Source organism: Allocatenococcus thiocycli, from assembly GCF_921292965.1.
Lineage (GTDB): Bacteria > Pseudomonadota > Gammaproteobacteria > Enterobacterales > Vibrionaceae > Vibrio > Vibrio natriegens.
This window is the reverse complement of the sequence record NZ_CAKLCK010000030.1, coordinates 98,732-119,377: the sequence shown is the minus strand read 5'-3', so window position 1 is coordinate 119,377 and position 20,646 is coordinate 98,732. Positions and strand designations below refer to the sequence as shown.

20 protein-coding genes and 1 pseudogene are annotated in these 20,646 nt (G+C 44.2%); 13 read left to right on the top strand and 8 right to left on the bottom strand.

Annotation, left to right across the window (positions count from 1 at the left end):
• Positions 1 to 46 precede the first annotated feature (46 nt).
• Positions 47 to 823 (bottom strand): nucleotidyltransferase family protein, encoded by a 777-nt coding sequence (locus L9Q40_RS12335; protein WP_014231621.1) that lies wholly within the window; start codon positions 821 to 823, stop codon positions 47 to 49.
• A 315-nt stretch (positions 824 to 1,138) separates the two neighbouring features.
• Between L9Q40_RS12335 and L9Q40_RS12330 the strand changes: the two genes are divergently transcribed.
• On the top strand, positions 1,139 to 1,789 hold the full coding sequence (locus L9Q40_RS12330) for a thiopurine S-methyltransferase (protein ID WP_498793438.1): 651 nt from the start codon (positions 1,139 to 1,141) through the stop codon (positions 1,787 to 1,789).
• A 92-nt stretch (positions 1,790 to 1,881) separates the two neighbouring features.
• Here the strand turns inward: L9Q40_RS12330 and purT are convergent, their stop codons facing one another.
• From purT to sbcB, 5 genes are all read right to left on the bottom strand, one after another.
• Positions 1,882 to 3,057 carry a formate-dependent phosphoribosylglycinamide formyltransferase gene (gene purT, locus L9Q40_RS12325; protein WP_498793437.1) on the bottom strand — a complete coding sequence of 392 codons (1,176 nt, stop codon included), beginning with the start codon at positions 3,055 to 3,057 and terminating at the stop codon, positions 1,882 to 1,884.
• A 147-nt stretch (positions 3,058 to 3,204) separates the two neighbouring features.
• On the bottom strand, positions 3,205 to 4,092 hold the full coding sequence (cdd, locus tag L9Q40_RS12320) for a cytidine deaminase (RefSeq protein ID WP_014231624.1): 888 nt from the start codon (positions 4,090 to 4,092) through the stop codon (positions 3,205 to 3,207).
• A gap of 329 nt (positions 4,093 to 4,421) precedes the next feature.
• Positions 4,422 to 5,099 (bottom strand): LrgB family protein, encoded by a 678-nt coding sequence (locus L9Q40_RS12315; RefSeq protein WP_014231625.1) that lies wholly within the window; start codon positions 5,097 to 5,099, stop codon positions 4,422 to 4,424.
• Between the two features lies 1 nt (position 5,100).
• Positions 5,101 to 5,475: a CidA/LrgA family protein gene (locus L9Q40_RS12310; protein ID WP_065302253.1), complete on the bottom strand. Its 375-nt coding sequence runs from the start codon at positions 5,473 to 5,475 to the stop codon at positions 5,101 to 5,103.
• 58 nt (positions 5,476 to 5,533) lie between these two features.
• Positions 5,534 to 6,955: an exodeoxyribonuclease I gene (sbcB, locus tag L9Q40_RS12305; protein WP_065302254.1), complete on the bottom strand. Its 1,422-nt coding sequence runs from the start codon at positions 6,953 to 6,955 to the stop codon at positions 5,534 to 5,536.
• Positions 6,956 to 7,501: 546 nt separating this feature from the next.
• Between sbcB and L9Q40_RS12300 the strand changes: the two genes are divergently transcribed.
• From L9Q40_RS12300 to L9Q40_RS12275, 6 genes and pseudogenes are all read left to right on the top strand, one after another.
• Positions 7,502 to 8,533: a hypothetical protein gene (locus L9Q40_RS12300; RefSeq protein ID WP_498793436.1), complete on the top strand. Its 1,032-nt coding sequence runs from the start codon at positions 7,502 to 7,504 to the stop codon at positions 8,531 to 8,533.
• A 397-nt stretch (positions 8,534 to 8,930) separates the two neighbouring features.
• Complete coding sequence (locus L9Q40_RS12295; protein ID WP_065299561.1) at positions 8,931 to 9,446, top strand: hypothetical protein; 516 nt, start codon at positions 8,931 to 8,933, stop codon at positions 9,444 to 9,446.
• 105 nt (positions 9,447 to 9,551) lie between these two features.
• Entirely contained in the window at positions 9,552 to 10,280 is a 729-nt protein-coding gene (locus L9Q40_RS12290; RefSeq protein WP_498793435.1) for a class I SAM-dependent methyltransferase, read from the top strand.
• Between the two features lie 185 nt (positions 10,281 to 10,465).
• A pseudogene (locus tag L9Q40_RS12285) lies at positions 10,466 to 11,000 on the top strand (shikimate kinase).
• Positions 11,001 to 11,056: 56 nt separating this feature from the next.
• On the top strand, positions 11,057 to 11,674 hold the full coding sequence (locus L9Q40_RS12280) for a hypothetical protein (protein WP_498793434.1): 618 nt from the start codon (positions 11,057 to 11,059) through the stop codon (positions 11,672 to 11,674).
• A 189-nt stretch (positions 11,675 to 11,863) separates the two neighbouring features.
• The gene (locus tag L9Q40_RS12275; RefSeq protein ID WP_498793433.1) at positions 11,864 to 12,337 is read left to right on the top strand and encodes a GNAT family N-acetyltransferase; all 474 of its coding nucleotides are present in this window, start codon (positions 11,864 to 11,866) and stop codon (positions 12,335 to 12,337) included.
• A gap of 192 nt (positions 12,338 to 12,529) precedes the next feature.
• Here L9Q40_RS12275 and L9Q40_RS12270 read toward each other — a convergent pair whose 3' ends face one another.
• Positions 12,530 to 13,909, bottom strand: coding sequence for an L-cystine transporter (locus L9Q40_RS12270; RefSeq protein ID WP_498793432.1), 1,380 nt, complete (start codon positions 13,907 to 13,909; stop codon positions 12,530 to 12,532).
• 187 nt (positions 13,910 to 14,096) lie between these two features.
• On the bottom strand, positions 14,097 to 14,786 hold the full coding sequence (locus L9Q40_RS12265) for an NAD(P)H-binding protein (protein ID WP_498793431.1): 690 nt from the start codon (positions 14,784 to 14,786) through the stop codon (positions 14,097 to 14,099).
• Between the two features lie 286 nt (positions 14,787 to 15,072).
• On the opposite strand from L9Q40_RS12265, the gene L9Q40_RS12260 reads away from it, so the two are divergent.
• From L9Q40_RS12260 to L9Q40_RS12235, 6 genes are all read left to right on the top strand, one after another.
• On the top strand, positions 15,073 to 15,684 hold the full coding sequence (locus L9Q40_RS12260) for a flavin reductase family protein (protein WP_498793430.1): 612 nt from the start codon (positions 15,073 to 15,075) through the stop codon (positions 15,682 to 15,684).
• An 18-nt stretch (positions 15,685 to 15,702) separates the two neighbouring features.
• Positions 15,703 to 16,746, top strand: a complete 1,044-nt coding sequence (cobT, locus tag L9Q40_RS12255) for a nicotinate-nucleotide--dimethylbenzimidazole phosphoribosyltransferase (protein ID WP_020333105.1) — start codon at positions 15,703 to 15,705, stop codon at positions 16,744 to 16,746.
• Complete coding sequence (locus L9Q40_RS12250; RefSeq protein WP_498793429.1) at positions 16,746 to 17,546, top strand: adenosylcobinamide-GDP ribazoletransferase; 801 nt, start codon at positions 16,746 to 16,748, stop codon at positions 17,544 to 17,546. Before cobT ends, L9Q40_RS12250 begins: the two co-directional genes overlap by 1 nt.
• Positions 17,543 to 18,076, top strand: a complete 534-nt coding sequence (gene cobU / locus L9Q40_RS12245; protein WP_498793428.1) for a bifunctional adenosylcobinamide kinase/adenosylcobinamide-phosphate guanylyltransferase — start codon at positions 17,543 to 17,545, stop codon at positions 18,074 to 18,076. The genes L9Q40_RS12250 and cobU overlap by 4 nt, the downstream gene beginning before the upstream one ends.
• Before the next feature lie 11 nt (positions 18,077 to 18,087).
• Positions 18,088 to 18,705, top strand: a complete 618-nt coding sequence (gene cobC, locus L9Q40_RS12240; RefSeq protein ID WP_498793427.1) for an alpha-ribazole phosphatase — start codon at positions 18,088 to 18,090, stop codon at positions 18,703 to 18,705.
• An 86-nt stretch (positions 18,706 to 18,791) separates the two neighbouring features.
• Complete coding sequence (locus L9Q40_RS12235; RefSeq protein WP_498793426.1) at positions 18,792 to 20,597, top strand: M3 family oligoendopeptidase; 1,806 nt, start codon at positions 18,792 to 18,794, stop codon at positions 20,595 to 20,597.
• Positions 20,598 to 20,646: the final 49 nt, after the last annotated feature.

Sequence of the window (20,646 nt, the reverse complement as noted above, 5' to 3'; positions counted from 1 at the left end):
AAACCACCGCATTGCGGTGGTTTGTTGTTTTCAGAGAAGCAATTTTTTATGCCGCTTCTAAGTGAGTTGTTAAGTATGGTTGCCACGCGTGCTGGTACAAGTTCTTAGCTTGGCTTCGCATGCTTCGAATCGCCGCCGTTTCAAATTCAGTCAGCTGGCGTTTTTCTGCCATTGCCTGACGTTCAAGCTTTTGAATTTTCTCATAAAGGTCATGCTCAGGACCATTCTTCACATCCGCAATGGCTTTCAAATGGAGCTGAACTTCTGCAATGAGGTTTGTTTTCGGCAAACGAACCAGTAAGTTTAAATCTCGGTAACCCGAAGGCCCCGGCTTTTTGAATCTGTTTTTCACTTTAACGATTGTTGTTTCGCGCTCTAGTGTTTCATAGATAGAGACCAAACTTGCCACATCTTCCGCAACTATCGTCGCACGTGCTAGATCGGTAATGCGTTCAACCTGACCATCCAGTTCGTAAGCAATTTTTTCCTCTGCACGTTGTTTGGATTTTACGCCAGCGAAGTAAGGTTGGGCGTCGTTGAGAAGGGCGGTACTTTTACAGATGGTTTCCAGTTCGAACTGAGCTTGGTGAGCTTTGGAGTAAAGAATATCAAAATCAGCGTATGGCTGGGTTGGATTTGAGTCGATAGTTTGAATGCCATATAAGCCACTTAGGCTATGTTTGAAGAGTTTTGAACAAACCTCGTTTTGACTTGCAGAACGATTCTGTTCACTCGTTGTTGGCGCAATAGGCATTGCGGCAATTGCAGGTGCACGGCTTAGTACCAAAAGCATCAATGCTGCTGTACGTAAAAATAAGCTCATTCACTCTCCTTAACTTGCTTGCACTTAGAAAATGGGGACAAAGAAGTCGCTAAGATTTGCAAATCAGGTTGTTATTAATAAATGGGGATCTTTTGAAACATTCCAAGGTTAACTCTCATGTTTACAGTGGAATTATGCGTTAGATCACTATTTATATTTTCATTATTCTGTTAATTAAACGTCAGTATCATTTCGTATATCGTGATTGCATCGTAGCATTTGAGGATTAACGAAAGATGAACGGCATAGACAAATTCGAAAAAATCATTAGTCTTACTCCACAAAACGTAATTCAGCCGATAAGTAGAAAGTAAAATGAGAGACCCAGAATTTTGGCACAATAAGTGGGCCAGCAATAAAATCGGATTCCATTTGGAAGATGTAAATCCATTACTGCCTCAGCATTGGCACCACACCAACCCTAAGCGCGAAGACACTGTGTTGGTTCCGCTTTGCGGTAAGTCTGAAGATCTTGTGTGGTTGGCGACCAAACATGATGAAGTGAATGGCGTTGAATTAAGCCAAATTGCAGTACGCGCTTTCTTTGCAGAGCACTTTTATACTCCAACTGTTACGCCATTAAGTGGTATGCATGAGTTGTATCAGTTTGATGAGCTTTCTATTTATACCGGAGATTTTTTCACGGCACCGGTTTCTCAAGTCGATATCATTTATGACCGAGCGGCTTTGGTTGCGCTGCCACAGGAGATGAGACAAGAGTACGCCGAGCGTTTGAAACAGCTACTTAAACCGGGTGGCCGTATTCTGCTTGTGACACTCAATTACCCTCAGCAAGAAATGGCGGGACCTCCATTTAGCGTACCAGTGAATGAAATCGAACAGTTATTCTCGGGTTACAACGTGACTTGTCTCAACGTGGACGAAGCAGATGAGAATCACCCGAAAATTGCTAAGCAAGGCTTAAGTCGTTTTTCTGAAGAAGTGTATTTGATTGAAGCTCAGTGATTTCGAACAGCGTAAGTGACTGACTACGTGTACGAAAAGACAAAAAAGCGCAGCTATTTAATAGCTGCGCTTTTTTGTTAATAAAAGATGGCTTAGTAAACGATGTTTACCTTCGATGCATTTGCTACCGCATCTTGAACGGACTCTTCTGTACTATTTCGACGAGTAAGAACAACACCTAAGCGGCGGCGACCGCCGATTTCTGGCTTACCAAATAGGCGAACTTGAGTCTGTGGTTGTGCCAGTGCTTCAGACACATTGTCAAAACGAATGTTTGTTGACGTACCTTGACCAAGAATCACCGCTGATGCAGAAGGACCATATTGAACGATCTGGTTGATCGGCATACCGGTAAATGCGCGCACGTGCAGTGCAAACTCAGACATTTCTTGAGAAATCAGCGTAACCATACCTGTGTCATGTGGACGAGGAGAAACTTCGTTGAAGATGACTTTATCGCCCTTCACAAACAACTCAACACCAAAAATTCCGTAGCCGCCAAGTGCATTCACTACTTTTTCCGCAGTGTATTCCGCTGCTTTGATGGCTTCTTCTGACATCGCTTGAGGCTGCCAAGATTCGCGGTAGTCACCATCTTCTTGACGGTGACCGATTGGTGCGCAGAAGTGTACGCCGTCAACCGCACGTACGGTTAGTAGGGTGATCTCGTAATCAAAGTCAATGAAGCCTTCAACAATGACACGACCAGCACCAGTGCGGCCACCTTCTTGAGCGTAGTTCCATGCTTTTTCAATATCAGCTTCTGATTTAATGACACTCTGGCCTTTACCAGATGAGCTCATCACTGGCTTAACTACACAAGGGATACCAACAAATTCAACAGCGGCTTTGAAATCGTTGAAGTTGTCTGCAAATCGGTAAGGGGAGGTAGTAAGCTCAAGCTCTTCAGCAGCTAAACGACGAATACCTTCACGATTCATTGTAAGCTTAGTCGCTTTTGCTGTTGGAACGACATTCAGACCTTTTTCTTCTAACTCAACCAGTTTATCGGTCGCGATAGCTTCAATTTCAGGAACAACATAAGCAGGTTGCTCTTTATTGATGATTTCTTGTAATGCTTGACCATCCAACATATCAAGCACGTAGCTGCGGTGAGCGACTTGCATCGCCGGTGCATCCGCATAACGGTCACACGCGATGACTTCCAGACCTAGTCGTTGGCATTCAATCGCGACTTCTTTACCAAGTTCGCCAGAGCCTAAAAGTAATACACGAGTAGCGTTTGCGCTGGTTGCAGTACCGAACATATCGTTCCCTTACAAAATAAAGTGATGAGACAGAATTTGCAGGGGATCATACTGAATTTTTATCGTAAAGCAAACGTTTGCGTATGGTTTTTTGCTAATAAAAAAGCTCTACATCATGTAGAGCTTTCATCGACATCATTATGTAAATTACACGTTAACGAAACTTAGTGGAATGTCGGGATTCAACGCTTCTAACGTTGATTGCGTATCAGCAAGATGACTGATCTTACCTTCTGAATTTTCCACTAAAGCGGCTGCTTTGATGTTATCAAAGGTTTCACCCGCCAGTAGTACCTGAATCAAAGCAACTTGAAGAGGAGGAAGGCTCGGGTTAAACGCCGCATTCTCTGCGTAAGCGCCTTGGAAAACGCGACCATCAGCAAGCTCTAACGCCAGTCCACTCAGGTTATTGGTGTAAGGAGCATGGCTCATGTTCATCGCATCGACGGCTTTTTGAATCAACGCATCGTTCTCATCACATTCGAACTGATGCTTAACTTCTGCCATTAAGCCAGATTTGATACCCAAATCGGCCGGGCCAAATGCTTCAGGCAGATATTCATGTAATGATTTTTCTTCACGCTCTGGCAATTGGACTTTTAAGTCTTTCGCTGTAGACAGCTCGTTCATGAACTGACGACAGTGGCCACAAGGGCTAAAGTTAATCGTGATGTCTTTAACACCGCGTTCACCCTTCATCCAGGCGTGGCTGATTGCAGATTGTTCTGCGTGAACTGTTTGGCCAAGTTGAACGCCAAGGAACTCCATGTTTGCGCCGAAGTAGAGACGGCCAGAAAGTCCGCGAACAATGGCACCAACATAAAACTCAGAAATAGGCGCGTAAGAATAAGCAGCGGCAAAAGGAAGCAGAGCAACACGCAGCTCTTTGTCAGATAGAGCGGTAGCAGACAGTAACTGCTCAAACTGCTGTGCTGAAAGAGTAGCATCAAAATCGTCGGCTAAAACGATAGGAGCAAGTTGGTTTGAAAGTGCTTCAGGTGCGCTTGCTAGCGCTTGTTCAATGCGACTTTTCATGTTGAATCCTTGTTATTGCATGGACAGTTATTCTATGCAAAGTGGGAAAATGTTCTGTGCTTTAGATCACGCAAAGTAATGCAATTAAAATTCACGTTACATAATTAGAGTGAAGTCACACATGTATTCGATTGCACAGGCGCTGAATGTTACGTCGATCTCTTAACTATATTAACTCATACACATATCGCCAAGTAATGAGGCTTTGATCGTCGCTCTATTACATGTCCAAGAGGTAAGGTTGCGAACGGATTTCAATCTATCGAGGGAGACTTGGAGAGAATAGGTGAAGACCTGCCCAGATGATAGGCAGGCCGAAAACTTGATTCTTATTGATATAACCAGACAGCCAGAGCAAAAAAGCTCGGAGCCAGAACCGACGTAATAATGCCGCAAAGCACTAACGCCAAAGACGAGAACGCCGCGTCTGCTGGTTGTTTCTCAACACACGTCGCGGTACCCAGTGCGTGGGACACCGTACCCATGGTTAAACCTCGGGCAATAGGATGCTTGATCCCAATCAGGTTGTAGATAGGGTAAGCCACAATCGCACCCAACAAGCCAACTAGAAGAACTAAAATCGCCGCAACTGCCGCTTCACCACCAAGGTGGCTGGAGATTTCCATCGCAATAGGGGTGGTCACTGATTTACCAACCAAGCTCGCGATCAAACTTAACTCGGTGTGAAACGCAACGGCGATGAGAGTTGCCGTCATCATCGACATCACACTACCCAAAACACAAGCGAAGGTAATGATGCGCCAGTTTGCTCTGATCTGAGGAAGCTGCTCATATAACGGGTAAGCTAGCGCCACAACGGCTGGTTGTAGCAGGAAACTAAACACTTCGTTGTCGGCGTAATAAGTGTCAAACGGCACGTTCAAGTAGGTCAACAACGGAATAATGACCGCAATACAAATAAGCAGTGGGTTAACAATTGGATGGTTCGCTTTAATCGCAATCTGACGTGCAACAAGGAAAACAACAATAGTGAGTAAAATCCACATATTAGTGTTTCTCCTTTAGCAAATAATCCAACAGCCATGCGAGACTCACCAGCACAATTAAGGTGCCGCCGACCGCACTTGCAAGAATAGGTAGTGCGTTGGCGAAAAGCATGTCGAAGTGATCCATCAGGCCAACACTAACTGGAACGAACAATAAGATCATGTAGCGAATAAACAGAGTTGCGCCAGTCTTTACCCACTCTACTTTGACAATCCCGGTTGCCATAGAAAGGAATAACAGGATCATGCCGATAACACTGCCTGGGACGGAAGTGTCAGTAAATCTTTGAATAGTAACTCCGATCCCAAGTGCTCCCATGATGAGAAAGAGGGAAACGAGCAATTGGGTCAGTTGTAATAATCGATCTTTTATCATTTGGGCAGCATATAAAAACGACAAGCGCACCTGACGGTGCCCTTGTAAAAGTAAGAAATTAAGAGGCGAGGCTCTCTACGTAACGATAAACGGATTTTAATAGTGCTATTTTCTTTTCGTCACTTTCATGTTCGTGAACTAAGTTTTCTAAATTCAGCATATACTCTTCGATTTGGCTTTCAAACACTTCACGGCAGTGCTGTGCCCAACGTCTTTGTTCCTGTTCGTCTAGCGTGCCAGGGAAGTTTCGAGCACGGTAACGGAACAACAGTGGTTTAATGCGCTTGTCATCGAACTCAATATCCAGAGCGGCCAGATTATTCGGGTCGGTCTCGCGAATAATATCCATCGCTGCGCGATCCGCTGGAGAGAAAAAGCCATCGTACAGTTGAGTATCCACATCATCACTTTTTTCAAATGTGCGCTCAACAGAAAACAGGCTGATCAGCTTTTCTCGAATCTCTGGGTGCTGACGCAACAGAGCCAGATTGTTCAAGCATTGTTGACGGTCAATGCCGATAGACTCCGCGTTTTCAGCCGTCAGTGTTTTCGCTGGTGCCAGAATAGGGCACTTATTCAAGTGAACAAGTTTAACTGGTACAGGCAGTAAATCACCGAGATCTTCTCGCTTGGTGTACAACCTTTCGTGCAGCTCTTCCGCAGACAGCTCTAGGATAGGTTGCGGATCTTTGGCTAAATCAATCGTGATAACCGCGTTGTTGTTCGTCGGATGCCATGCAACAGGCACAATCCAGCTTGTGTACTGACACTCGCGTCCTAACATTCCAGAAACGTGCATCAAAGGCGTCATATTAACGATATCAACCAATTCATTCAGCTTACGTTTTTGACGCATGGAGAAGAAGTAATCAAACAATTTAGGCTGAGCAGCTTTAACTTTCTTCGCCATCTCGATCGTTGCGATAACGTCAGCCATGGCATCGTGTGCATTGCTGTGTTCAATACCGTTGGCAACAGACAAATGCTCAAGTTTGAAGCTAGGAAAGCCTTCTTCATTTTCTGGCCACTCAACACCTTCTGGTCGAAGTGCATGACAAGCGCGCAGCACATCAAGTAAATCCCAGCGCGAATTGCCGTTCTGCCAACTCCACGCGTACGGGTCAATGAAGTTGCGGTAACAGGTGTAACGCGTCACTTCATCATCAAAACGAATACTGTTGTAACCCAAACTGGTGGTATTGGGTTTGGATAACTCAGCATGAATTTTAGCAATGAACTCAGGCTCAGGCAGACCTTCCTGCACCGCCTTTTGTGGGGTAATCCCAGTAATTAAAGCAGCTTCAGGAGAAGGAAGGTAATCAGCAGGTGGCTGGCAATACATAACTAAAGGCTCGCCGATGATATTGAAATTTTCATCTGTGCGAACACCAGCGAATTGACTCGGACGATCTTTTGCAGGGTTTGTTCCCCAAGTTTCGTAGTCAAAGAAGAAAAAAGTGGGCTGATTATCTTGGTGCATTCTGCTTACCGTTTACGGAACCGATAAGAGTATTAGACCATTCAATGCCTTAACTCGCAACGAAAGATGCAAGGTAAAGTTGTGAATATGAAAAAGCAGATAAGTGCCCATCGGCTTGATTTTTCCGCAACTATTGTGAGCCCAATTTGAAAGGTTACGCGATAACTTAATCTTTCCTCAGTGGCGAGCCCACGACTTCCGCCGCAGTATTTCTACCATTTGTTCAGAACTCGGCACCATGCCGCACTAACTGAAAAAATGCTCGGGCATGAACTGGTCGGCGTAATGGCGATTTATAACAAGCATGACTGGCTATCAGACCAAAAAAAGGCATACGGAAAGTTTGGAGAAGCGTTGTTTACGCAAGTGCAAAAAGAGTTAGAACATGAAAAAGTTGCAGTGAGTTATCATTCTTATTGCTTATCAAATGATTGCATAGGTCACTAACTCACTGATGTGCTTTGAAGCTACGAATGAAAGTCGGCATGATAGTGGAAATCAAGACAGCTCTAAGTCGCTAATAAGTGTTATACATTTGGAGAAAATATGTCAAATACACCAATATATAATGGAAAACCAACAGCTTACCTAGATCACAACATCTTGGACCTCTTTGTTAAGCACGGAATGATCGACTTTGCTGTTATCTTGCGTGATTCTTTCCAAGTCATCTATTCAGATGAAACTCTTAAGGAAATCAAGCGTTCCGGAAGTCACGCTGAAAGGTTTCTTAATGTGTTAAATAACTTAAATGCTTTTCACTTAAAACTAGTTCTAACACAAAGTTTTGAACCAACAGGTGATGCAACAATTACTCAACGCGATGCATTTGAAGCATTCCGAGAATATTGTGAACAAGAGCCTGTTTATCAACAATTACAAGACTCAGTTTTTCAATCTAGCTTTAAGTTATTTGGCGGCCGAAAAGGAGACTCATTCGAAGAAATTGCCGAAGAGCAAAGTAAAGCCTTTGCTGGTTTAATGTCATTCATGAGAGAGCAAGCACAACATCTAGAAGAATTTAATTCCGATGTTGCTCGTTTTATGGACGATTATACAGTCGCTGCTCAAGCTGAAATGGAGAGAACTCTTAAGGAATCTATTTCGCAAATGAAGCGAAATGTTAAAGGCGAGCTTGATTGGTCAGGTGTCAAGGAGTTTAGAAACTCTGTAGATATTGGTCCAAAAGAACTTAACAACATCACCGGTCCTAATGTTCTGGAGAAAGTTTGGGACCTATTCAAAGAGAAAGAACCTTACAATAAATTAAATTGGTCGTTGGAAGATTTTTTCTCTATTAAGCAAAATTTGATTTATCCTGACAGACCTTACTTTAAATATCAGAAAGTCACAGCAATCTATAATCATCTGAATTTTATTGGTTTTCATCCTGACTCTAAGACTCATAAAGAAAGACGTTTTGTGGCAGCGTTGAGTGACATGGGTCATGCATCGATAGGATCATTTGCCGATGCTCTATTTTCCAGAGATGAGAGCTTTGTAATTAAAGCAAGAGCTGCATATGAGTATCTTGGTGTGATTACTGAGGTTCATCAGGTCAATTTAGAAAATGAATAGCAAAACACTTTATAATAAATCCCAACCTTTGGCATTTTTGGTGTCATCGTTGGGGGGCGTGTTGAAAGCGCATTAGTATATTTTTGAAGGTAGCACTGCATAAAGCTTAAAGTACTAATAACCTCTCAACGCCTAGGTTAAACCCACCTTTATGCTCTACCCATTCCATCACCGCTGCGCGAATCCAACGTAGCAGTGAATTGCTAATTGGTTCTGAGAAATTACGGTTGTTCTTGTGCCATGTGATGATGGAAATACGCTTCTTGTTGCTAACAAATTAGCCTCATAGATCACTAACTCACTGATTTTACTTTGAAGCTCATAACGAAAGGCGGCATGATAATTAACAAAGGATGGCTAGGAGCCGCCTTATAAGCGTTAGGCAAAAGGAACAAAAATGAGCATCAAGCAATCAGTTTTAGTGCTACTTATAGGAACAACGTTAGTCGGTTGCAATAATAATAGTGATAAAGAAGAACCTTCAAATGAGAGTGGTGCCGAGCCAATCAAGGTAAAGATAACATTTGAGGAGTTTCAGGCTCAGGTCCTATCTACTATCCCCGATACAGGATTGTACGTAGATTGTGGTGTTTCTCAAATAGATCAAGATGTAGACGAAGTTCAAAAGTGTATTGAGTCATCGTTTTATGATGCTAAACCGTTTTATGGTTTTGACAAATTTGTGGGTGTTGACACTTTGCTGGGAGCAGCTTCAATCTTGAACGAGAATGGTACAGTTACAAATTGGTATTACGATAAACACTGTTTATTCGGCGCAGCAGAATGCAATAGCTTTGTTGAGTCAGTTACTTGTGAAAATCCAGGACTGCGATCAATAGATGAAATTCAAGAGAAAGAACTTATGATGCAGTTCAGAGATAGGTTTTTTGAATGTAGTAATAGTAGTCAGTAATTTGCCTAACAAAGAGTTAAATGGGACTTGGCTCGCGCAGCATTAGTCCTTTTACATAGATATATTTGCTAAACATCCAGCCAGTTTAGTAATGGAGAATTGAGTGTGAAACAAAATAAATACGACGACCCGGCTTTTTTCGAAGCTTACGCCAAAATGCCGCGTTCAACTGATGGTCTAAAGTCCGCTGGTGAGTGGGAAGTATTTCGTTCCAACTTACCTGAATTGTCGGGGAAGAAAGTACTGGATTTAGGTTGTGGTTATGGATGGCATTGCCAGTATGCCGTTGACCAAGGCGCTGAAGCTGTCGTAGGTATAGACTTATCAGAAAAGATGCTAGAGAAAGCTCGTGAGTTAACAGACAAAGGCAATGTAACTTTTGAGCGATGTGCGATAGAGGATTTTGACGCAGAAGACGAATCCTTTGACGTCATATTTAGCTCCCTTGCTTTACATTATGTTGAAGATCTTCGCTCGGTTTTTCAAAAAGCATTCAAGTTATTAAAGTCCAAAGGTGTTATCTGTTATTCCGTTGAACATCCAATTTTCACTTCAAATAGTTCTCAAGATTGGTATTACGAAAAAAGCAAAATTCAACACTGGCCTTTGGATAATTACTTTCATGAAGGGGAAAGAAAAACAGAGTTTTTAGGCAGTGAAGTCATTAAATATCATCGCACAATAGAAACTCATATCTCTACTCTGTTGTCCGAAGGATTTGAAATACGTTCGGTATTGGAGCCTAAACCATCGGAAGAAATGGTGGAAAAAATGGGGTGGCATGATGAACTGAGAAGGCCAATGATGTTAATAATAACAGCCGTTAAAAAATAGCCACCTAACAAGTGATTTACTCGCTCTTCTTTAAGAGGTCTTACTCATCTAATTTGTCTTATGGATCGCTAAATTACTGATTATTATTTCAATATTCGAATGAAAATCGGCATGATAGCGGAAGGAAAGGACTCTCAGCCAATTTACAACCGGTCTGTGCTGGAACATAAAAACAGGGAAGGTTGATGAAGAGAATAAACGTCGTTGGGACGAGTGGGAGTGGTAAGAGTACATTCGGTCGAAGGCTTGCGCAAAAGTTGAATTATCCGTATCTGGAAATGGACGCGATGTTCTGGAAACCGAACTGGCAAGAGTCACCTGATGACGAGTTTTTTTGCCACACTTGAAGTGCAGTTAAGGGAAGAGCATTGGGTGCTTGATGGCAACTATAATCGTACTGCGCCAATAAAATGGGCAACGGTTGATACTGTTATATGGATTGATTATTCGTTTCCCAGAACGATTTATCAGGCGGTAAAAAGGGCGGTCACCCGTTCTTTAACCAAGCAAGAACTCTGGCACGAAACCGGGAATGTTGAATCATTCAAAAAGTCGTTTTTCAGCCGAGATTCCATCATTCTTTGGACATTGAAAACGTACAAAAGCAATCGGCTGCGTTATCAGGAAATGTTCTCAAACCCGCAATACAGTCACATTAAATTCGTGCGTATCTCATGCCCTCGAGAAGCGCAGGCGTATATCAATGGCTTTCACACCTAACTAGTGGGATTCGAAATCAATCAACTGCTCAGTTTGTAATTAATAATGGAGTTACTGTGTTTCACGTCATCTACCGTTTAGTCGCAAGTCGCGACTCGTTTCTGACTATCTTGTTACCATCAATTTTGTATTTTTTGGCTTATCAGTACGCTGGTTTAATGTCGGCAGTGGTAGTCACTTCACTATATGGCCTGCTAACTCTCTTGTTTCGCAAAGAGTTAGGCATGATTGCGTTAGCCTTTGCCTTGTCTGGCTTTGTTGAGCTAACCATCGCAGCTTTCGTTCCTAGGGAGATTCTGGTTGAAGCTGTTGTGCTTAAGCTAGCCATGGGGTCGCTCAGCACTGCCAGTGTGTTTTTAGTATTTTCGTGGTTTAAAAAGCCTATACCTATGCTGGTCGCAGAAATAACCACGCCAGCCTTAAAGGGAAGTCGGGAATCAACGGGCATTCCAAGTTTGATGATGTGGCAAAGGGTCAACGGGATTTGGGTATTTAGCTATCTGTGTAAGAGCGTTTTTCTGCTGAGTGTTGACTCAGTGTCTGAATCCGAATTGGTGGGCTACACACTGGCGCTGGGTTGGCCCTTACATGTAGGTTTAATCGTGGTGTCAGTATGGGTTGTCAACAACAGCTATAAACAAGCATGCCACAAACGGGCTGATAATAAGTCGTGATGAGGGATTCCCAACACTTGGCAAGTTTGCTCTAATTGAGTTTGAAATTTGACTGCATAACAGGTTAGGCGAGTGGTTTATATTACGCCCTATATCCGCGGTGTTCCGAGTCATGGAGCGACGGCTATTTTGGGTATGAACTCTATTTCTCTGGTCTGAAATGAAGGGTATATAAGCATCGAGGGAAAGATGACTTCAATTGAAAAATATAGTGATAAATGGAAATCACAAATAGGGTTCCTGAGTGTAAAGCAGGAACAGGCACAGTTTACGGTGAGCAATGTTAACGACTTTGTTCCCACTTTGCAGCAACACGAACATCCTTTTTTAATCATTGAAAATGATAAAGTGGTTGGCTTCTTTCTTCTGGATTTATCGTATTCAGAAACGTATAACTTCGGCAGTAGGAAAGCGCTGGGGATACGCTCTCTTTTAATTGACCAGCGATCTCAAGGAAAGGGTATTGCAACCCAAGCAATCAAGTTATTGCCAGATTACGTTCGCTCAAATTATCCTGATTTTCAGGTTCTCCAACTAACGGTGAATTGTCGTAATAAAGCCGCTTATCAGTGTTATTCCAAATGTGGCTTTGAAGATACCGGAAAATTGTATTTGGGCGGCCCAGCTGGCCCGCAACATATAATGCAGATAGAGATTGTCTAGCAATGGATTCAACAAGGGCTAGTAACACTGATGGATTGTAGTCGTTGAGATTGTGTGTTTAGGTTTGGTGCTATTGCACGCTTTGTATCTGAATAACTTATGGGAGCATTACACAGCTCGAAAATATGCAAAAGCCGATGGCGAACCATCGGCTTAAGTTTTGCGCTGAACTGTTTCATTGCAGCTAACGGATTACGCTTTTGCCTCTTCTGGCTTTACGTCCGCTTCAGTATGAGTTGATTTCAACAAGCGGCTTGTAATGGTACCTGCCGTCATTGAACCTGAAACGTTAAGTGCAGTACGCGCCATATCGATGAGTGGTTCGATAGAGATAAGCAGTGCAGCGATAGTCACTGGCAAGCCCATAGCAGGAAGCACGATTAGCGCAGCAAAGGTTGCGCCGCCGCCAACGCCCGCGATACCGAACGAGCTGATGGTGATAATCGCAATCAGTGACAGGATAAAGTTGAACTCTAGTGGGTTAATACCCATTGTTGGCGCAACCATTACCGCAAGCATTGCTGGGTAAATACCTGCACAACCATTTTGACCAATCGTTGCACCAAATGATGCTGACAGGTTAGCAATCGCTGGTGGCACGTTTAACTTAGTGATTTGCGCTTCTACGTTCAGAGGAATCGTTGCCGCTGAGCTACGTGAAGTGAACGCAAACGTCAGTACCGGCCAAATTTTCTTGAAGTATTCTGCTGGGCTAACGCCAACAAAAGAAACAAGGATACCGTGTACAACAAACATCAATGCGATCGCAACGTATGAAGCAACGATAAAGCCAAGCAGATTCAGAATGTCCGCTGCGCTTGATGTCGCTACCACTTTGGTCATCAACGCTGCGATGCCGTATGGGGTTAGCGCCATGATCATCTTAACTAAGCGCATTACGATAGACTGAGCCGCTTCAACGAAAGTGCGAATCGGTGATTCCAGTTCTTCTTTTTCGGCCATTACTTTGCGTGCTGCAACACCCGTTAGAACACCGAAGATAACAACCGCGATAATAGACGTTGAACGTGCGCCTGTTAGGTCTGCAAATGGGTTAGTTGGAATAAAGCTAACCAGCATTTGTGGAATGGTTAGATCGCTTACCGAGCCAGCGCGACTTTCTAGTACCGCAATGCGAGCTGTCTCGCGAGCACCTTCCGTCAGGCCTTCTGCCGACAGGCCAAACGCTGATGTGACGAAAATACCAATTAATGCTGAGATCGCTGTGGTGATAAGCAGGACTGAAATTGTCAGACCAGAAATCTTACCCAGTGAGCCGCCTTTTTCCAGTTTCACAACCGCTGAGATCATCGATACCAACACAAGTGGCATGATCACCATTTTCAGCAGGCCAACATAGCCACTACCAACGATAGCTACCCAAGACAGGGTTTCAGAAATGACGCTGCTGCCTTCACCGTGAATCAGTTGAAGGGCAAGGCCAAAAAGTGAACCAGTGACAAGACCAATTAAAACGAGACGAGAAAGTGTGTTTTGTTTTTGTTGCTGGTTAAAAAGAAAGAATAATATGCCAACAAAGACTGCAAGTGAGGCAATTACTGCAAAATTCATACTCTTACCTTAGTACTCAGTCAATATGCTGAGGGTTGTATACGAGGTGATAAAGGGGGCAGTAAGATAGCTTTCAATATATAACTTTTAAAATGATTAACGGGTATTAGATATATCAAAATGGAATATGTTTTGGCGTAAGTGACCCGTTAGACACTTGCTCGGTGCGTACGGCTCTTAGTTTTAGCTACTCGTAGTGTCGCAATAAATCGATCATTTCTCTGCGTTGCAGATAAATTATTGAGTCTTCTTGATAGCTGAAAATCTGATAAATCATAGCCTTGGCGACCACTTCCGCATCGATTGGAATAAAGTTAGAGAGTTTCCCCAACATGAACGGACGAATCACTCTAAAAATCCATTGAACGATTTTCTCGTCGTTTCTTGGTTTTGTACGCTGACCAACAAGCGGACCCGGACGAACGAAGACCACTTCTTCAAATCCCATTTCTTCAATGTTGGCTTCCATCTGACCTTTGCAAGCTAAGTAATGCGAAGGAGATTTACTGTTCGCACCAAGGCTAGAAACCACAGCGACTCGCTTCACGCCGATCATTTTCATTTGCCTGGCAACGTTTGTCACAAGGTCTACATCAACCTTGCGCAAATTCTCTTTACTGCCAGCTTGCTTAAGCGTCGTTCCTAAACAGATAAAGCCGATTTCTGGCGTCAGGTGTTGCTCATCCCAATTTAGGATAGAAAGATCAGCGTCTATCATCGGAACGATTTTTTGCTCAGGGTCTGAGATATCGGTAAGAGGGCGTCTGGAAAGTGAATATAATGTGTGGATGCCCGGTTGGGACACCAATTGAGTAATCACTTTGCTGCCAACTAAGCCAGAGGCTCCAGCAATGATCACACAGGTATTATTACTCATGCCTCTTCTCCTCTATGGCAGCAGCGTGAGTTAATAGTAGCCGATTTCAATGACTTATACCCAGTTTTTACGTGGCTTGAGTGTAACAACACAAATCGTTTTTGAAATAAGTTGGTTGCTTGTAAACATGGCATCACGGCTTTGCCGAGCGAATCGACATTATTTGGCGAAAAGTTTTCGTAATTAGGAGAAAGTAGGTGAATTACCTTTAGAGAAAGGTACACTGTTTCTCTTTATCGTTTGAATTTGCGATATTATTTCGGCACACGCGAATCAAGGAAGAAAAATGAATGTAGACGTAAGCACACTTGCTCCGACGCAGGTGTATCACCTAATGACTCAGACGGTCATTCCTCGCCCGATTGCTTGGGTGTTAACGGACTCTGGTGAAGATAATTTCAACCTGGCTCCATTTTCATATTTCACCGCCGTTTCCAGCCGTCCTCCCTTGCTAATGCTATCTGTTGGTAAAAAGCCAACTGGCGAGGTTAAGGATACGACTCGCAATGTATTAGAGACAGGAAAGCTGGTCATTCACATCGCTTCGAGCGCACTGGCGCAAAAGGTTACGGATTCATCTGCTGGTTTAGATCACGGACAGTCAGAATTAGCGCTGACAAATCTGGAAACGGTTGAATTCGGTGGCTTTGAACTTCCTAGATTAAAAGACGCACCGATTGCGTTCGGCTGTAAATTGCATGAAGTCATTGAGATGGGTGAAACCCCTCAGAGCTTAATTTTTGCCGAAATAGAACACATTTATGTCGATGAAAAAGTGATAACTACTCAAGGCGACAGATTAAAAGTGGATGCTTTAGCCGTTGACCCTCTCTCTCGTTTAGGCGGAAGTGAATACGCCACTCTAGAGAATACTTTCTCAATTGCTCGTCCCCAATAAATAAAAGGAACCAAACACATGGACCGCACTTTCGCCGCTGATATTCAAGCGCGTATTGATAACAAAACCAAACCAGTTGGATCGTTAGGGCTGCTTGAGAAAGTCGCTTTGGAACTGGCACTGATACAAAGCCAAGATCAAAGCGCAGCGGTAGAACAAATCACAATTCGTCAGCCAACCATGCTCGTATTCGCTGGTGACCATGGTGTAGCCGAAGAGGGCGTAAGCATTGCACCTAGTGCCGTCACACAGCAAATGGTCGCTAACTTTCTCGCTGGCGGCGCGGCAATCAACTGTTTTTGCGAGCTTAACCAAATTCAATTCAAAGTGATCGATTGTGGCATGTTGTCACCGATAGATACGCTGGTACCGGACTTTAAATCGCATCCGAACTTGATAGAGAAACGCTTGGGTAATGGCACTGCGAACTTTTCCAAACAAACCGCGATGTCTTTAGAACAAGTGGCACTTGGTTTGGAATATGGCGCGAAGGTGGCAGAGCAAGCCATTTTGTCGGGTTCCAACCTGCTTATGTTCGGAGAGATGGGGATAGGCAACACAAGTTCTGCGTCGGCATTGTTAACCGCACTTAGCCCACTGGAAGTAGATCACTGTGTTGGATTGGGTACTGGCATCAATCAAGAGCAGTTAAACCGTAAGATTAGAGCCGTTGCCCACGGTGTGGCGCGTTGCCATGAGCTCAGCACGAAAGAAGTGTTAGCCCAAGTGGGTGGCTTTGAAATTGTGCAAATGGTAGGAGCATTTTTAGAAGCAAAACGCCAGAAAACACCAGTATTGGTCGACGGCTTTATTGTTTCAGTTGCAGCATACATTGCCACGCTGCTTGACGAAGAGACGCGCGATTTTATGTTGTTTGCTCATTGCTCTGAGGAAGCCGGGCATAAGTTTGTTCTGGAGTATTTACAAGCAGAGCCTCTATTGGACCTTGGTTTGCGTTTAGGTGAAGGAACGGGTGCAGCGCTGGCTTTACCTTTAGTGAAAGCGGCAGCTCAGTTTTACAACAATATGGCGAGCTTTGAGAGCGCTGGAGTAACCGTTTAGTGTCAGAAGCACCTCATGAAGCAAAGACAGGTAACTGGCGTTATCAATGGGAGCTGTTCCTGTTAGCGGTGAGTTTCTTTAGCCGTTTACCTGTTCCTGCAAATTTGCCATACAGTGAAGCTCGCATGAACCAAGCCGGGCGCTACTTCGCGTTGGTTGGTGTTGTATTGGGTGTGCTGTGCGCAGCGACTTTTTGGCTGTTGAGTTTGGTTTTTCCTGCTTCCGTCTCGATCGTTTTAACCATGGTATTTAGTCTGCTGCTGACAGGGGCATTTCATGAAGATGGTTTAACCGACATGGCGGATGGTATCGGCGGTGGAATGACTGTCGAGCGACGACTGTCTATCATGAAAGACAGCCGTATTGGTACTTATGGCGCTGCAACTTTGGTTATGGCACTGCTGGCGAAGTTTGTCTTTTGGGGCGAGCTGGCTAAGGAGCCACAATTTTTGCTAATGATTGTCGTTGCATACACCGCCAGCCGTGCTTTGGCGGCTACGCTTATCTACGACATGCCGTATGTCAGTGACAGCGACACTTCCAAAAGCAAGCCCCTTGCCAACAAACAGTCGTCATTAGAAGTGGTGATCCTACTGTTCACTGGTGGCCTTGTTACTTTGTTTCTTGGCGTTACTCAGGCTGCCGTTATTGTGCTGGTCTTAGCGGTATTTCGCTATGGTTTTAAACGATGGCTGACTAAAAGAATTGGCGGATTTACCGGCGATTGCTTAGGGGCTGCGCAACAGTTATCTGAGTTGCTGGTTTATCTCACTCTCATTGCCTTTTATCACACATCATGAAGCAACTAATATTAGGTGGAGCACGCTCCGGAAAATCCAAGTTAGCAGAACAAACCGCGAGGCTGGCTGCTGACGCTCAACACGCTTGCTTGCATTACGTCGCGACGGCGTTGCCGTTTGATGATGAGATGCGTGATCGCATTCGTCACCATCAAAAGCAACGTGGAGAAGGGTGGCAAGAACACGAATGTCCGCTGCATCTTGCTGATTTGCTATTAAGCTTTAATCACGATGATGTCGTTTTGATTGATTGTCTGACACTGTGGCTGAACAACTGGATTTTCGAACTGGGCGACGAATGCTCCAATGAAAAGTTAGAAGCTGAAGTTCATAAACTGGTAGAAGCGGTGTCTCATTCACAAGCGACGTTGATCTTTGTCTCTAATGAAGTCGGGATGGGCATCGTTCCACTTGGCGCGATTAGCCGCTATTTCGTCGATAATGCCGGCCGAATGAACCAACAACTTGCGCAAGTGTGCCAGCGAGTTTCATTTGTGGCTGCTGGCTTACCACTCGTACTCAAAGCATAGGGCTTAACATCATGGAAACGCTTAACATCTATCTCATGCGTCACGGTAAAGTGGATGCTGCACCTGGGTTGCACGGTCAGTCGGATTTAAAGGTAAAAGAGTCCGAGCAGCATGATATTGCTCAGGCTTGGAAAGAGCAGGGACGTGAAGTCAGCGGTATTATTACGTCTACACTTTCCCGTTGCAGTGACGTGGCAGAAATCATCGGCGAGCAGCAAATGCTTCCTGTGAGCGAAAATTCTGAACTAAGAGAAATGAATTTTGGCGACTTCGATGGAGTGCCGTTCGACATGCTGAACGACAACTGGAAAAAGCTTGAGTCCTTCTGGCAATCTCCGTCACAACACACCTTACCCAATGCTGAGAGCCTTAACGCATTTTCACAGCGTGTTACTAGTGCTTGGTCTCAAATTATCAATGATATCAATGACAACCTGCTGATTGTCACGCATGGTGGCGTTATTCGAATGATTCTCGCTCATATATTAGACGTTGACTGGCGCAACCCGCGTTGGTATTCGACGTTAGCGATCAGTAATGCGTCAATCACACATATAACAATCACTATTGATGACCAAATCTACGCCTCCGTTCGTTCGATAGGTGTACCTTTGATTGGGCATAGATAGTAAAAGTCACGGAAGAGGCCAATTTTATTCCCTAAAACTATTCAAATAGGGAAGGGTTGGCCAGATTACATAAAAAGGAAAGATAAATGACCACTCCAAGTTGGGACTTATCCATCGCATATGAGGATCTCGCTGATCAGCGAATTCAAGATGACATTGCTTTGGTAGAGCAATGTATTGAACTTCTCAATAAGCAGTCATTGGATTGCCAGAATGTTGAAGTGATGCAAAACGCCATTTTAACCAACGAGGCAGCAAATCGCTTAGCACGTACGATTTTTAATTTCGCTAATTGCTATTCATCTGTTGATTCAAGCAACGCGGAAGCAAAAGCTTTGTTAGGGCGTATGACTCGTATTTTTTCTGAGTTATCGCAAGCATTCAGTGCGTTTGAGTTAACGCTAACACACGCGGATGATGATTTTATTGCGCGTGTTTTGAACCATAAAAATACCGATGTGAGTGGTCAGGCGTTCACCATCGAGAACTTGAGAAACCTGGCTGATACTCGTCTAAGTACAGAAGAAGAAAAGCTGTTGGCGGCGATGAGTGTGGATGGCAAGTCTGCATGGGGTAAGCTGTACGACAACTTGACTGGTTCATTGAAAGTAACCCTGAACTACGATGATGGAAGCAGTGAAGAGCTTGGCTTCTCTCAGGCAGCCAGCATTCTTTATGGATCTGAATTTAACCGACAAGAAGCGGCGTGGAGCGGTGTACAGACCGCGATGGCAACACATCAAGAGTCCTTTGCTGCCATTCTCAACGCGCTTGCTGGTTGGCGTTTGACAGAAAACAAAAAGCGCTCGACAAAGCGTGAAGTCCATTTCCTCGATCCAAGTTTGCATGGCAGCCGTATTCAAGCGGAAACACTGGATGCGATGATGGCTGTAGCAAAACAAAGCCGCGGTATCGGCCAAAAAGCGGGTTTACTGATGGCTCAGGTGCATGGTTTAGATGAGATGAAACCGTGGAATCACCTTGCTGCTATGCCTGCCCTGAGTGGTGACGCTAAAGTCTACGATTTTGACGAAGCGATAGATGTGATTTGTGAAGCATTTGAAACAGTTAACCCTGACATGTCAGAGTTTGTTCGAATGATGGTCAAGAATGGCTGGATAGACGCGAAGCCAAACGCAAATAAGCGCTTGGGAGCTTACTGCACTAAGTTACCCGCAACGCGCACTCCATTGGTGTTTATGACCTGGAGTGGCAGTCGCTCCGACTTGATGACGCTAGCACATGAATTAGGTCATGCATTCCATAACTGGGTTATCCGTGATTTACCGCTTTGTCAGACGTATTACCCAATGACGCTGGCCGAAACCGCTTCAATTTTTGCGGAAAACATCGTTCGCGATCATCTGATTTCAAAAGCTGAAAGTGTCGATGAAAAGCTGGAAATGCTATGGGAAGAGCTCTCTTCTGCACTTGCGCTGATGGTAAATATTCCTGTTCGTTACGAATTTGAAAAAGCATTCTATGAACGCCGCCAAAACGGTGAACTGACTGCGCAAGAGTTTTGTGAGTTGATGTCTGAAACCTGGAAAGATTGGTATGGTGATGTGATGAGCGAAGCCGATCCGTATTTCTGGGCGAGCAAATTACATTTCTCAATTTCAGGTGTGAGCTTTTACAACTACCCATACCTGTTTGGTTTCCTCTTCAGTAAAGGTATTTATGCTCAGCGTGAATCAAAGGGCGGCAGCTTTTACACCGATTACATTAACTTGCTTCGCGATACAGGCAATATGACCGCTGAAGAAGTCGTTGATAAGCACTTGTCGATGGATCTAACGAAACCTGATTTTTGGCAGCAGAGTGTAGCTTTGGTTCAGCAGAAGGTCGATGAGTTTGAGCAGCTGCTTAATCAACGAGCCCAGACAGCATAGTATTGTGATGGTGCATGAGCTCGACGCGAAAAATATCGTGAAATCATAA

Coding starts and splice junctions, on each gene's coding strand:
- cobC (WP_498793427.1), top strand. CDS start 18,088: ATGGAAACGCTTAACATCTATCTCATGCGTCACGGTAAAGTGGATGCT.
- L9Q40_RS12310 (WP_065302253.1), bottom strand. CDS start 5,475: ATGATAAAAGATCGATTATTACAACTGACCCAATTGCTCGTTTCCCTC.
- L9Q40_RS12235 (WP_498793426.1), top strand. CDS start 18,792: ATGACCACTCCAAGTTGGGACTTATCCATCGCATATGAGGATCTCGCT.
- L9Q40_RS12265 (WP_498793431.1), bottom strand. CDS start 14,786: ATGAGTAATAATACCTGTGTGATCATTGCTGGAGCCTCTGGCTTAGTT.
- L9Q40_RS12335 (WP_014231621.1), bottom strand. CDS start 823: ATGAGCTTATTTTTACGTACAGCAGCATTGATGCTTTTGGTACTAAGC.
- L9Q40_RS12300 (WP_498793436.1), top strand. CDS start 7,502: ATGTCAAATACACCAATATATAATGGAAAACCAACAGCTTACCTAGAT.
- purT (WP_498793437.1), bottom strand. CDS start 3,057: ATGTTCGGTACTGCAACCAGCGCAAACGCTACTCGTGTATTACTTTTA.
- sbcB (WP_065302254.1), bottom strand. CDS start 6,955: ATGCACCAAGATAATCAGCCCACTTTTTTCTTCTTTGACTACGAAACT.
- L9Q40_RS12315 (WP_014231625.1), bottom strand. CDS start 5,099: ATGTGGATTTTACTCACTATTGTTGTTTTCCTTGTTGCACGTCAGATT.
- L9Q40_RS12275 (WP_498793433.1), top strand. CDS start 11,864: ATGACTTCAATTGAAAAATATAGTGATAAATGGAAATCACAAATAGGG.
- cobT (WP_020333105.1), top strand. CDS start 15,703: ATGGACCGCACTTTCGCCGCTGATATTCAAGCGCGTATTGATAACAAA.
- L9Q40_RS12260 (WP_498793430.1), top strand. CDS start 15,073: ATGAATGTAGACGTAAGCACACTTGCTCCGACGCAGGTGTATCACCTA.
- L9Q40_RS12295 (WP_065299561.1), top strand. CDS start 8,931: ATGAGCATCAAGCAATCAGTTTTAGTGCTACTTATAGGAACAACGTTA.
- L9Q40_RS12330 (WP_498793438.1), top strand. CDS start 1,139: ATGAGAGACCCAGAATTTTGGCACAATAAGTGGGCCAGCAATAAAATC.
- cdd (WP_014231624.1), bottom strand. CDS start 4,092: ATGAAAAGTCGCATTGAACAAGCGCTAGCAAGCGCACCTGAAGCACTT.
- cobU (WP_498793428.1), top strand. CDS start 17,543: ATGAAGCAACTAATATTAGGTGGAGCACGCTCCGGAAAATCCAAGTTA.
- L9Q40_RS12270 (WP_498793432.1), bottom strand. CDS start 13,909: ATGAATTTTGCAGTAATTGCCTCACTTGCAGTCTTTGTTGGCATATTA.